The following is a 12,015-nucleotide window of genomic DNA, read 5'->3' on the forward strand; positions in this document are numbered from 1 at the left end:
GTGGTGGTCGGGTGACCACCGACGACCAGACACACGCGGCCGAACTCGATCAGGCACGCACGACGCTGAACGAGGCCGGTGCCGCGCGACTCGAGCGGCGTCCCTGGGAGCATTCCGGGCAGCCACGTTCGGACACCGACCTCGTCAGGTTCGCGGCGTGGGCCGGCCGGGACGCACAGGGCACGGACCCGGCGGTGCTCGCGGCCGGGCTGCGGCTGCTGTCGTCAGCTCGGGTCGAGCTCGATCAGATCGAGTCCGGCCTGCTGTTTGCTGCCCGTGCCAGTGGGATGACCTGGCCGCAGGTCGCGGAGGAGCTCGGCCTGGGTTCGGCGCAGGCTGCCCAGCAGCGTCTGAACCGGGTCCTTGCCAGGGCCGGCGACCGCGACGCGGAGGCCTGAGCATGCCGATCGTCCCCCTGCCGGACGCGTCGGAGGGTTGCGGTGCCAAGGCCCGCAACCTCGGCCTGCTGCTGCGTGCCGGATTCCGGGTGCCCGACGGATTCGTGATACCCGACCCGCTCGGCGATCCCGGTTGGGAGCGGGAGATCGACATCGGACTGCGCCGTCTCGGGCCCGGTCCGTTCGCGGTGCGCTCGTCCGCCCTCGCGGAGGACGGCGTCGAGTGCTCGTTCGCCGGACAGCTGACCACGACGCTCGGGGTCACCACCAGCGCCGAGGTGATCGAGGCGGTGCATCGCAGCGCCGCGTCGGGCTCCTCGCCCGAAGCCGTCGCCTACGCGGCTCGCACCGATCGGGAAGCCCCCGCGTCGGCCGGGGTGATCGTGCAGGTGATGGTGCAACCCGAGACGGCCGGAGTCATGTTCACCCGGCACCCGCTCACCGGTACCGAGCAGGTGGTGATCGAGGCTGCGCGGGGCCTGGGTGACACTGTCGTGGCCGGGACCGTCACTCCGGAGGCGTACCTGGTCGACGGTGCGCATGTGCAGGTCGCCCGGCACCGCGGCGGGCAACTGCTGACCACTGCCCAGGCCCTCGCCCTCGCGGCGCTGGGACGCGATATCGAGAGCCTGTTCGGCCGCCCGCAGGACATCGAGTGGGCGATCGCCGGCGACGAGATCCGGGTCCTGCAGGCCCGCCCGATCACGACCGCTCCCACCGCCGCGCTGCCAGTGCGAGCCACGTCGGGCGACGTTCTGCTGACAGGCGTGGCAGCCGGCCCGGGCACTGCCGTCGGGCCTGCGCGGATCATCGGCAGCCTGGACGACTTCGCCCGCTTTCGTCCGGGCGACGTGCTGGTCTGCCGTACGACCTCGCCGGCGTGGACCCCGCTGCTCGCCCGCGCGTGCGCGGTGGTCACCGAGACGGGCGGGATGCTCGCGCACGCCGCGATCGTGGCCCGCGAATTCGGCATCCCGGCAGTCCTGGCGGCGCCGGGGGCCATGACCATCCTGACCGAGGGCCGACGGGTCCGCGTCGACGGCACCCACGGGCACGTCGGCACCGCCACCGGCAACGCGGGGACGAGTTGATGTCGCACCGCACCCCGTCGGACATCCTGGTGCTGCACGCCGTGCGGATCCTGGGCTACGCGGAGACCGCGCGCATCGCGGCCCGGTTCGCCCTGCCTGCAGGGCTGGCCGCAGAGCACCTGCTCGATGCCGAGGCCCGTGGGTGGGTCACCCACACCGACTTTGCCGGGGACAGCGGCTGGTCCCTGACCGAAACCGGGAAGGTCCACGGCGAGCGACTGCTCGCCGCCGAGCTCGACCGGTGCGGCTCCCGCGCCGTGGTGGTGCAGGTGCACCAGGACTTCCTGCCGCACAACGTCGCCGTGGCGGATGCGTGCACCGCCTGGCAGCTGGCCGAGATGGGTTTCGGCGAGTCGACCGTGACCCTCGACGAGACGATCACCCGGCTGGCGACCGCGGCGGACGCCCTGGGCGAATTCGAGGCGCGCCTGGTCGCGGGCATGGACCGGTTCGCCGGTTATCACCGGCGGTTCGCCGGCGGCGTCGAGCGAGCGGGCACCGATCCGGCCTGGATCACGGCAACCGACCGCGACTCCTGCCACCGCGTCTGGTTCGAGTTCCACGAGGACCTCATCACTTCTCTCGGCCTAGCCCGATGACAGGCCTAGTCTCGAACTATGGGCCTGCGACTGCGAGACAGCATCGGACGTCAGTTGCGCGAGCTTCGCTACGAGCCGACGGCGAAGCGGATCCGTGCGGTGCTGAACGGGACCACCGTGGTCGACAGTGACCGTGCGGTCCTGGTCTGGGAACCGCGGCGCGTCGTTCCCACGTACGCGGTGCCGGCGGAAGACATCGACGCGGAGTTGTCGCCGGAGCCAACGGATTCGGTGCCGGCGGAAGGAGCAGGTGACGTCGGTTTCGCCCTGCCGGACGTGACGACGCTGCCGGTACTCGATCCGCGGGTGCCGTTCTCGGTGCACAGCACGGAGGGCGAACCCGTCTCGCTCCGCACCGCCGGCGCAGGGTATGCCCTGGGGTTCCGGCCCGGAGACGAGGACCTGACCGGGTACGTGGTTCTCGATTTCGACGGCTTCGACCGCTGGCTCGAGGAGGACGACGAGATCGTCGGTCATCCGCACGACCCATTCCAGCGCATCGACGTTCGCCGCACGTCCCGCCATATCCGGGTGATGCTGGGCGACACCCTCCTCGCCGACACTCGGCGCGCGAAAATGCTGTTCGAAACACTGCTTCCGGTCCGCTACTACCTGCCGCCCGGCGACGTCGTCGCGGAACTTCAACCGAGTGCGACGACGTCGTACTGCGCCTACAAGGGCGAGGCCGCCTACCGGTCCGCGGTCACCGCCGGCGGAGTGCTTCACGACATCGCGTGGCGATACGACGAGCCCCTCGTCGACGCGTCGGAAGTTCGGGGGCTCGTGGCCTTCTTCGACGAGCGGCTCGATCTGGTCGTCGACGGTGTGGCCCGGCCTCGGCCGGTGACTCCCTGGTCCTAGTACTCCTCGCCGGCGCCGGTGTCGGCGCGCCCGAGGACGATCTCGAGCGCCCGGGCCTCGTGCGCGTGTCCGAGCAATTCGTATCCGACGACCGTGACGACCGGTGCCAGCATCACCACGATCAGACACCACGCCATCGACACGCCTTGCGCCGCCAGCACCAGTGCGAGCGCGATCGTGGCCGCGGTCAGGACGAGGAGCAGGATGTGGAACGGGTCGGGCACCCGCAGCAGATACGTGTACAGCGCGTAGACGCCCGCGAGGAAGATCGCGACGGGCGCGGCGACGGAGAGCACCGTCGCCGTCCCGCCGAGATGGGAGGCGTGTTCGATGTAATACGCCGCCACGTGTAGTCCGGCCCCCACCGCGGCCAGCGACGCGAAGAGCGCGATGTGGCTGTAACCCCAGACGAACGACCGGCTGCGGTACACCTCGAGCACCTCGGCCGACGGCAGGGTGTAGTACACCCACCACAGTCCGAACGTGAGTCCGATGCCCGCGACCGCGACGAGTACCGCGTCCAGTGTCCAGCCCTGGTGTTCGACCACGGCGGACAGTGATGCCACGGTGCCGATCACACCTTCGCCGAGTGTGATGATGACGAGCAGGCCGTGACGCTCGACGATGTGGTGTGCGTGCCAGGGTGTTCCGCCCTTGTATCGTTCGGCGATGACGGGGCTGGTCAGCTCGACGAGTATGAGTATCGCGCCGAGGCCGAACGCGTACTCGACGGTGAGGGGAGCGATCACCAACGCGACCCAGCCGATCTGCGCGATGACGAGCGTCGTGGCGTACGTCAGTGACGCGGAACGGTGCTCGGGGTCGTGTTTGGCGGCGCGCAGCCATTGGAACACCATGGCGACCCGCATGACGATGTACCCGGACACCATCACGGAATTGTCGAGTTCGACTCCGCGGTCGATGGACGCGAACATCGGAGGCATACCGAGCGCCAGGATGACGACGCCGATCATCTGGATCATGGTGGTGACCCGGTAGATCCAGTCGTCGGTGTCGTAGGCCGACGCGAACCAGGAGAAGTTGATCCACGCCCAGATGATCGAGAACATCGCGAACGCGAATCCCGCCAGCCCGGCGGCGACGTGTCCTTCGGCGACGAGGTGCGCGAACTGATCGCCTGCGACGCCGAACGCGACGACGAACGTCAGGTCGAACAGCAGCTCCAACGGCGTTGCCGCACGGTGTTCCTCGTGCGGATCACGCCCCACCATCTTCTGGACGCGGTGGGCGAGGCTCCTGCTGTTCGGTGCCGGTTGTCCGGGCGCGTTCACGGCGGTCCGCTACGGAGTTCCCTGGTCTGCCTGCACCACGAGGTCCGCGACCGCGCCGGGCTGGGACACCAGGACGGCGTGCGACGCGGGAATTTCCGTGATCCGGGCCCCCGCGCGCGTGGCCATGAACCGCTCAGCGGCTGCCGGAATCACGCGATCGTTCTGAGCGACCATGGCCCAGCTGGGGGTCGACGCCCACGACGGATCGGCGGTCGGTTCGAGGTTCGCGACGAGTGCCGCCGACTTCTGGTGTGCGATCATGTCGGCGACCGTGGCGTCCGGGACGTCCTGGGCGAACACCTCGTGGAATCGGCCGGGGTCGATGTAACCGTCGAGGTTTCTCCCGGCGATTCCGGTGGGATCGTTCTCGACGACCTTCACCTGAAGCACCGGCGGGAGCAGCTGGCTGCCGGGGAACCGGATCGGATCGAGGTTCAGCATGACCGGCTCGCCCTGCGCCGGGGCGAAGGCCGCCACGTAGACGAGGGCCTCGACGTTCGGCGAATGCACATTGGTGATGACCGCGCCGCCGTACGAGTGACCGACGAGCACCACCGGCCCCGGGATGTCCGCGAGCACCTTTTCGATGGCGGCGGAGTCGTATGCCGGTCCGCGCAACGGGTTGTCGGGCACCACGACTTCGTATCCTCGGCCGCGCAGTTCCGCGGCCACCGCATCCCAGCTGGTCGTGTCGGCGAACGCGCCGTGGACCAGCACCACCGTCGGCAGATCCTGGGCGAGGGCCGGTCCGGCCCCCACAGTGAGCGTGCCGGCGGCCGCGATCGCGCACGCGGCAACGGCGGTTCGAAGGCGAAGAAGTCGCATCACTCGTCTCCCGAGTCAGGAAAGAACACAGTGGTTAGGGGTGAAGGGGCCTGCGCGCCAGGTGTAGTCGTGCGACGACAGGCATCGCCGTACGAGAGCAACGCCGTGGCCTGGCCCTTCGTCGCTGAGATTACTCGCCTGCAGCGCGGTCGGCATCATTTCGGCTAGCGTGATCGGAGGGGGATGTTCCGCTCGTCCGTGCACGCTCCGCCGTCGTCAGGAGGAACCCCGTGGATCTCGCCTTACGTGGCACCGTCGCCGTGGTCACCGGAGCCAGCAAGGGTATCGGGCTCGCCATCACCCGGGCGCTCGCCGCGGAAGGTGCGTTCGTGGTGGCGGGGGCGCGCTCGCCCAGCCCTGAACTGGACGAACTCGTCCGCAGCGGAACGGTGGAGGCGGTGAGCGTCGACCTGTCGACCCCCACCGGTCCGGGCGAACTCGTCGCCGCCGCCACTGCTCGGGGCAGTCTCGGCATCGTCGTCAACAACGTCGGCGCCGCCCACCCGAGACTGACCGGGTTCCTCGACGTGACCGACGAAGACTGGATCACGACGATGAATCTCAACCTGATGTCGGCGGTGCGGACGATCCGCGCCGCCCTGCCCACGATGATCGCGGCGGGCCGGGGAAGCATCGTGACCACGAGTTCGGTCAACAGTTTCCTGCCCGACCCCACCGTCATCGACTACTGCGCGTCCAAGGCCGCGCTCACCAACTTCTCGAAGGCCCTGTCGAAAGAGGTGGGACCGTCGGGTATTCGGGTGAACACCGTCAGCCCCGGTCCGGTGTCGACCGCCCTCTGGCTCGGCGACGACGGGGTCGCCGCCACGGTGGCGCGCGCCGCAGGCGGTGACCCGGAGGCAGTGGCGGAGCGTGTCGCGGAGCAGGCGGTCACGGGCCGGTTCACCCGCCCGGACGAGGTGGCGGATCTCGTCGTGTTCCTCGCGAGCGACCGGGCGGGCAATGTGACGGGCTCCGATTTCGTGATCGACGGCGGACTCGTCACCACCCTCTGACCTCCGCGGCTACCGGCGGCCCAGAAGTTTCCGCATACCCTCGGCTGCGCCGCGCACGAGTGCGTCGCGGGGGAAACCGCTGCGCTTGCGCACCGCGTCGTCGTTGCCGCCCGCCACCCAGACCGGGCCGTCGGCGATGTGCGCGAGCCCCTCACGGGCAACGTCTTCGGGTTCGGCGACTTTCATTCCGGGAAGATCGAAGTTCAGGCCCGCCCGGACCATCGCCGGCGTGCGGGTGACGCCGAGGATCAGTTCGACCACGTGGACGCCGAACGGCGCGAGTTCGAGCCAGAGGCTTTCCGCGAAGATCCGGCCGAACGCCTTGGATGCGGCGTAGATGCTCTGGTCTTCCGAACCCAGGTACCCGGCCAGCGAACCGACCAGCACGATGCCGCCCCGTCCGCGGTCCTTCATCCTCGCGCCGAAATGCTGCGAAAGGTGCAGCTGCGAAGTGATGTTCAGGTCGATGACACGTTGGAAGCCGGTGAGGTCACCGCTGACGAACTCGTGTCCGTAACTGTTGGCCCCGGCGTTGAAGATCAGCAACCCGACCTCGACGTCGTCGGTGGCCGTGCGGATCCGGTCGAGGGCGTCCGGATCGAGGAGATCGAGCGCGAGTGTGCGCACCAGGACGCCGTGGGCGCGGACCGTGGCCGCGGTCTCCTCGAGCGGCCCGGGCTTACGGGCGATCAGCACGAGGTTGATCCCCGCGCGGCCCAGTTCCTCGGCGAAACTCGCGCCCACACCCTCGGAGCCGCCTGCGATCACGGCCCACGGGCCGTAGTGCTCGGTGTCGATCATGTTGTGTCCTTCCGGAAATTGTTCAGTGGGCGACGACGGGGGTCGGGACGGGGTCGGGATCGCGCACCGGGACGACGCCCGCCTCCGCGGCTCGGATGATCGACGCCGTCAGCGCCGAACATCCTTTCCGGGGAGTACCGGGGCGCCCCGGCCCGGCGCTGCCGATCTCATGGCACCGGGCGCGGGCCGCGTCGTCCCACTGAACGGAAGTGTGTTCCCAGCTGTTCTTCTGGACCAGGACGCTCGCGCCGCACTCAGTGCACTGCAGCGGTTGCATCGGCTTCGCGCGCCTTTCGTGCGAGGTTCTCTTCGACTTCCCTCTTCCACGACTCGACCGGCCGGGTGGTGTCGAGCTCGAACTCGAACCGCTCGGTCATCTGCGGGGTCACCGCATCGACGTCGACGTAGAACTGCTCGTACCACCGTCGCAGCTGGTAGACCGGGCCGTCTTCCTCGCACAGCAGCGGATTCTCGATGCGGGTCTTGTTCTTCCAGATCTCGATGTCCTGCTCGAAACCCTTCGCGATGAACGTGCCGAAATTCTTCGCCATCTCGGTGGCAGCGTCGCCTTCGAGGTCCTTCGACTTCTTGACGATGATGCCGTACTGCAGCACGAACCTGTCGGCGCTGACAGGGTAGTGGCAGTTGATCAGCACGGAGTCGACGTCGTGCGTCTCGTAGCGGTACGTCAGGTCGTCGACCATGAACGACGGGCCGAAATACGTCGCATCCGAGCGGCTTCCGACCATCTTGGGCTGACCCGACGCGTGCGGGCGCATGTCGTCGCGGGCCTGTCCGCGCATGAACTGGCCGGCGACGTGGCCCTCGAAGACGTTCTTGAAGTACGTGGGGAACGAGTAGTGCACGTAGAAGAAGTGCGCCATGTCGACGATGTTGTCGACCACCTCGCGGCAGTTGGTGTCGACCGTGGTCCGATACCAGACCCAGTCCGTCCACTCGTCGTCGAGTGCGCCTTCGATGCGGGGAATCGTGACGTCCGCGGGCGGCGGATTGCCCTCCGGATCGTTCCACACGAACAACATCCCGTCCTGGTCGAGCGCGTGCCACGACCGGGTCCGGGCGAGCGGCGGAACCCGGCGCGCGTACGGAATCTTCTTGCACCGGCCGTTGCTTCCCCACCGCCAGTCGTGGAACGGGCACGCCACCTCGTCGCCCTTGACCGTGCCCTGGCTGAGGTCGCCGCCCATGTGCCGGCAGTAGCCGTCGAGCACGGCGAGATCACCCGCACTGTCGGCGAAGACGACGAGCTTGGTCCCGAACGCTTCGACGGAATGGGGCTTGCCGTCCCGGAATGCCTCGGACAATCCGATGCAGTGCCATCCACGGGCGAATCGGGTGGGCGCTGCGCCCGCGTCGATTTCGCGTACCTCGACTGTCTCGGACTGTTGGGTGGTCACGATGCGTCCCGTCCTCTCCTGGGCTTGTGCGGTGCCCTGCACGCTAAGTGAGCGTGGACGGTCCGCATGACGTGGTCCCACTGGACGGGACCGGGCGGTGGGGCGGCGTTTCCCGTTGAGCGAGACGCCTGTCCACGCACGGGTGTGATCGCCCTACCCTCCGACAGATGACGAACGAGGTCCTGAGATCGATCCGCGGCCTGCTGCCGATGATCGCGGAACGCGCGGACAAGGTCGACGAGTCGCGGCGGGTGTCCGAACAGGTGATCCGTGAGCTCGGCGACGCCGGATTGTTCAAGATGCTGCAGCCCAGGCGGTACGGCGGCACGGAAAGCGATCCGGTGCACTTCTACGAGGTGGTGCGCGCCGTGTCCGGTGTGTGCGGCTCGACGGGCTGGCTGGCGTCCGTGCTCGGGGTGCACCCGTGGCACCTGGCCCTGTTCGACGACCGGGCGCAGCGTGACGTGTGGGGCCACGACGATTCGGTGCTCGTGTCGTCCGCCTACGCACCCGTCGGGCGGCTCGTCCCCGTCGAGGGCGGCTACCGGCTGACGGGGGACTGGCATTTCTCCTCGGGCTGCGAGCACGCGTCGTGGGCGTTGCTCGGCGCGATGGTGGTCGGGACCGAGGGCCGCCCGGTCGATTTCATGACGGCGCTGGTGCCGCGGTCGGATTACCGCATCCACGACGTCTGGGACGTGGTGGGGATGCGCGGCACCGCCAGCAACGAGATCAGCGCCGAGGAGGTGTTCGTTCCCGACTACCGGATCAAGAGGAATTACGAGACGGCGCAACTGCGCGGACCCGGACAGAAGGTGAACCGGGGACCGCTGTACCGGCTGCCGTTCGCCACACTCTTCACCACGGCCGTCGCCGCCCCCGGAGTGGGAGTCGTCGCGGGATGCTACGAACGCTATCTGACGTTCATGCGGGAACGAGTGCGGCTCAGCCTCGGTGGCGGAAGATTCGTCGACGACCAGTTCGCCCAGGTCGCGGTGGCCCGGGCGTCGTCCGAGATCGACGCCGCGATACTGCAGATGGATCGCAACGTGCGTGAACTGTGGGAACTGGCGGAGGCCGGTGACGAACTCCCCATGGGTCTGCGCCTGCGGGTGCGCCGCGATCAGGTTCGCGCGACCGAGCGAGCCCTCGACGCGATCGACCTGCTGTTCAAGACCGCCGGCGGAAGTTCGCTGTCGCGCGGCAACGCGATCGAACGGTCGTGGCGCGACGCCCACGCGGGCAGCGTGCACGTGGCCAACGAGCCCGAACGCGCCCTCGCCCTGTTCGGCAGGGGCGCGTTCGGGCTCCCGGTGGAGGACAACCTCGTGTAGTCAGCTCCGCATGTGCTGAACTGCCCGGTAGGAGAAGACCATCGCGGTTCCGAGCGGCACACCCGGGCCGGGATAGAACCGGCCGCTGAGCGACGCGCTCGTGTTACCGGCCGCATACAGTCCGTCGATGGGTGTGCCGTCGGCGCGCAGGACCCGGGCGTCGGCGTCGGTCCGGACCCCGCCCTTGGTACCGAGATCGCTGAGCACGATGCGGGCCGCGTGGAACGGGCCCTGCGACACCGGGCTCAGTGCCGGGTTCGGTGGTGCGTCCGCACCCGTGCCCGGAGGGCAGAAGAAGTTGTCGTACGGGTCCTCTCCCCGGTGGAAGGACTCGTCGACGCCGTGCTTGGCGAAGTCGCTGAACTGTTCGACGCTGCGGCGCAGTGCGTCTGCGGGGACGCCGATCTTCTCCGCGAGTTCCTCGATCGTGTCGGCCGAGACCCAGGTGCCCGCCGCGTGATGCTTCTCGGCGGAGATGTTCGGAATGGAGATGGCAGGCAACACGGGCCCGCCCTCCTTCGAGTCGAACACGAGATACGAACTGCTGCTGCCGTGCTCGATCATCGCTCGGCCGAACTGGTCGTACGGCAGCGATTCGTTGAGGTACCGCTCTCCGGACGTGTCGACGAGAATGCCGCCGCGCACGCCCACCATGAAAGCGCCGGAGCCGTCCGGAAGTTCGACCCCGGGGCACCACCACGCCTCGTCGAGTAGTGCGGTGTCCGCGCCGATCTCCACCGCCGCCCGCAGGAGGTCGCCGGTGTTCGCGCCGCGCGGGCCCATGCTCCAGGCCGCCCGGCCCGGTGTTCCGTTCTCGGTGCGCAGGGCCGCGTTGCCCTCGATTCCGCCTGCCGCGAGCAGCACGCCGCGCGTCGCCCGGATCCGGACGGTCTCACCGGCGGCGTTCGTCGCCTCGACGCCGACGACCCGTCCGTCCTCGACGATCAGCGAGCGCGCGGCGGTCTCGGTGCGCAGTTCCACGTGCCCGGTGCCGTGCAGAGCCATGAGAAGGCGGCCGATCAGGGCGCGGCCACCGTTCAGCGTTCCCTCCGGATGCGGTTCCCCGGCCCGGTCGACGTCGGCCTCGGGCCGGATGACCTCGCGCAGGTCCCCGATCTCGTCGCTCGGCAGGTCCAGCGGGTTGATCGCGCGACCGTAGTCCATCCGGCCGGGTGCCTTGTAGTAGTCGGGGAACGCGCGCCACTCGAACTCGATGTGGGGATCGCGTTCGAGAAGGTCGACGACGTCGGGCGCGGTGGCGACGTACGCCTCCTGACGGTCGATCTCCTCGTCGCCCACCACTGCGCGCAGGTACGTGCGCGCCTTGTCCGTGGAGTCGCCGATGCCGGCGCGCTCCTGCACGGCGGTGCCCGGCAGCCACACCGCGGCGCCGGAGTACGCGGACGTGCCGCCGAACAGTGGGGTCTTCTCGAGGACGAGGGTGCGCAATCCCTGCGAAGCGGCCGTGTATGCGCCGGTCAGCGCGCCGCCCCCCGAACCGACCACCAGCACGTCGCACTCGGTTGTCCAGTCCTGCATCGTCGTTTCCTCCGTTGATGGTCTGTGGAGACTGGCGGTCCAGTCGTGGGGTTCACGCAATCGCATCCGGGCGACCTGCGGCACGTGCGGTCCCACTCACCGGACGAAATTCGATGGTTTCCCGATCCAATGCGAGAATCGACACCGGATCCGGGGCTGTGTGCGGAGTGAAGGGGGATCGAGGGTGCCGAGAATCGCCGAAGTGCGGGACGCTGCCGAACCGAGTTCGGAGGAACAGCGGGCCCGCCACGTCCGCATGCTCGAGGCCGCCATCGAACTGGCCACCGAGAAGGAACTCGCCCGGGTCCAGATGCACGAGGTGGCCAAACGTGCCGGCGTCGCGATCGGGACGCTGTACCGGTACTTTCCGTCGAAGACGCATCTGTTCGTCGCGGTGATGGTCGATCAGATCGACCGGATGGGTGCCGGGTTCAAGAAGAGTGCGCCCCCCGGCGAATCGCCGCAGGATGCGGTGTACAACGTTCTGGTCCGCGCCACCCGCGGGCTGTTGCGCCGGCCCGCATTGTCCACCGCGATGATCCAGTCCACGAGCACCGCCAACGTCGCGTCCGTGCCGGACGCGGGGAAGGTCGACCGGGCATTCCGGCAGATCATGCTGGACGCCGCGGGGATCGAACACCCGACCGAGGAAGATCTGACGGCACTGCGCCTGCTGGTGCAGTTGTGGTTCGGCGTGATCCAGTCCTGCCTCAACGGCCGCGTCTCGATTCCGGACGCCGATTCCGACATTCGTAAGGCCTGCGACCTCCTGCTCGTCAACCTGTCGCACCGCTGACGCTCGTCGGTCCGGGTGCCGGCGCGTCCGCGACCGTGAAGTGAA

Annotated in this window: 13 protein-coding genes; 7 read left to right on the forward strand and 6 right to left on the reverse strand. The window is 68.7% G+C overall.

The window, feature by feature from the left end; all coding sequences use genetic code 11:
• Positions 1–11: 11 nt before the first annotated feature.
• Genes CJ177_RS02270 through CJ177_RS02285 form a run of 4 tightly spaced genes read left to right on the forward strand, consistent with a single transcriptional unit; the run spans position 12 to position 2,949 of the window.
• Entirely contained in the window at positions 12–398 is a 387-nt protein-coding gene (locus CJ177_RS02270) for a hypothetical protein (protein ID WP_025432148.1), read from the forward strand.
• A 2-nt stretch (positions 399–400) separates the two neighbouring features.
• Positions 401–1,489 (forward strand): PEP/pyruvate-binding domain-containing protein, encoded by a 1,089-nt coding sequence (locus CJ177_RS02275; RefSeq protein ID WP_061700300.1) that lies wholly within the window; start codon positions 401–403, stop codon positions 1,487–1,489.
• The gene (locus CJ177_RS02280) at positions 1,489–2,088 is read left to right on the forward strand and encodes a hypothetical protein (protein ID WP_061700299.1); all 600 of its coding nucleotides are present in this window, start codon (positions 1,489–1,491) and stop codon (positions 2,086–2,088) included. The genes CJ177_RS02275 and CJ177_RS02280 overlap by 1 nt, the downstream gene beginning before the upstream one ends.
• An 18-nt stretch (positions 2,089–2,106) precedes the next feature.
• On the forward strand, positions 2,107–2,949 hold the full coding sequence (locus CJ177_RS02285) for a DUF427 domain-containing protein (protein WP_061700298.1): 843 nt from the start codon (positions 2,107–2,109) through the stop codon (positions 2,947–2,949).
• Here the strand turns inward: CJ177_RS02285 and CJ177_RS02290 are convergent.
• The gene (locus CJ177_RS02290) at positions 2,946–4,181 is read right to left on the reverse strand and encodes a low temperature requirement protein A (protein ID WP_025432149.1); all 1,236 of its coding nucleotides are present in this window, start codon (positions 4,179–4,181) and stop codon (positions 2,946–2,948) included. The genes CJ177_RS02285 and CJ177_RS02290 overlap by 4 nt on opposite strands.
• A 69-nt stretch (positions 4,182–4,250) precedes the next feature.
• Positions 4,251–5,066, reverse strand: a complete 816-nt coding sequence (locus tag CJ177_RS02295; RefSeq protein WP_005238890.1) for an alpha/beta fold hydrolase — start codon at positions 5,064–5,066, stop codon at positions 4,251–4,253.
• Positions 5,067–5,296: 230 nt separating this feature from the next.
• Between CJ177_RS02295 and CJ177_RS02300 the strand changes: the two genes are divergently transcribed.
• A complete protein-coding gene (locus tag CJ177_RS02300) occupies positions 5,297–6,082 on the forward strand; it encodes an oxidoreductase (RefSeq protein ID WP_095867191.1) in 786 nt (261 codons plus the stop codon).
• A 9-nt stretch (positions 6,083–6,091) separates the two neighbouring features.
• Here the strand turns inward: CJ177_RS02300 and CJ177_RS02305 are convergent, their stop codons facing one another.
• The 3 genes from CJ177_RS02305 to CJ177_RS02315 are packed head-to-tail and all read right to left on the reverse strand — an operon-like array spanning position 6,092 to position 8,301.
• Entirely contained in the window at positions 6,092–6,883 is a 792-nt protein-coding gene (locus CJ177_RS02305; protein ID WP_095867192.1) for an SDR family oxidoreductase, read from the reverse strand.
• A gap of 22 nt (positions 6,884–6,905) precedes the next feature.
• On the reverse strand, positions 6,906–7,160 hold the full coding sequence (locus tag CJ177_RS02310) for a hypothetical protein (RefSeq protein WP_061041462.1): 255 nt from the start codon (positions 7,158–7,160) through the stop codon (positions 6,906–6,908).
• Positions 7,138–8,301: a Rieske 2Fe-2S domain-containing protein gene (locus CJ177_RS02315; protein ID WP_005238898.1), complete on the reverse strand. Its 1,164-nt coding sequence runs from the start codon at positions 8,299–8,301 to the stop codon at positions 7,138–7,140. The genes CJ177_RS02310 and CJ177_RS02315 overlap by 23 nt, the downstream gene beginning before the upstream one ends.
• A gap of 167 nt (positions 8,302–8,468) precedes the next feature.
• On the opposite strand from CJ177_RS02315, the gene hsaA reads away from it, so the two are divergent.
• Positions 8,469–9,635 (forward strand): 3-hydroxy-9,10-secoandrosta-1,3,5(10)-triene-9,17-dione monooxygenase oxygenase subunit, encoded by a 1,167-nt coding sequence (gene hsaA / locus CJ177_RS02320; RefSeq protein WP_061041461.1) that lies wholly within the window; start codon positions 8,469–8,471, stop codon positions 9,633–9,635.
• Here the strand turns inward: hsaA and CJ177_RS02325 are convergent, their stop codons facing one another.
• Complete coding sequence (locus tag CJ177_RS02325; protein ID WP_095867193.1) at positions 9,636–11,174, reverse strand: FAD-dependent oxidoreductase; 1,539 nt, start codon at positions 11,172–11,174, stop codon at positions 9,636–9,638. It abuts the gene before it with no gap.
• Positions 11,175–11,358: 184 nt separating this feature from the next.
• On the opposite strand from CJ177_RS02325, the gene CJ177_RS02330 reads away from it, so the two are divergent.
• Positions 11,359–11,970 (forward strand): TetR family transcriptional regulator, encoded by a 612-nt coding sequence (locus CJ177_RS02330; RefSeq protein WP_061041459.1) that lies wholly within the window; start codon positions 11,359–11,361, stop codon positions 11,968–11,970.
• The last annotated feature ends 45 nt before the right edge of the window (positions 11,971–12,015 follow it).

Origin of the sequence: Rhodococcus sp. ACPA1 (genome assembly GCF_002300195.1) — a bacterium.
Taxonomy (GTDB): domain Bacteria; phylum Actinomycetota; class Actinomycetes; order Mycobacteriales; family Mycobacteriaceae; genus Rhodococcus_F; species Rhodococcus_F opacus.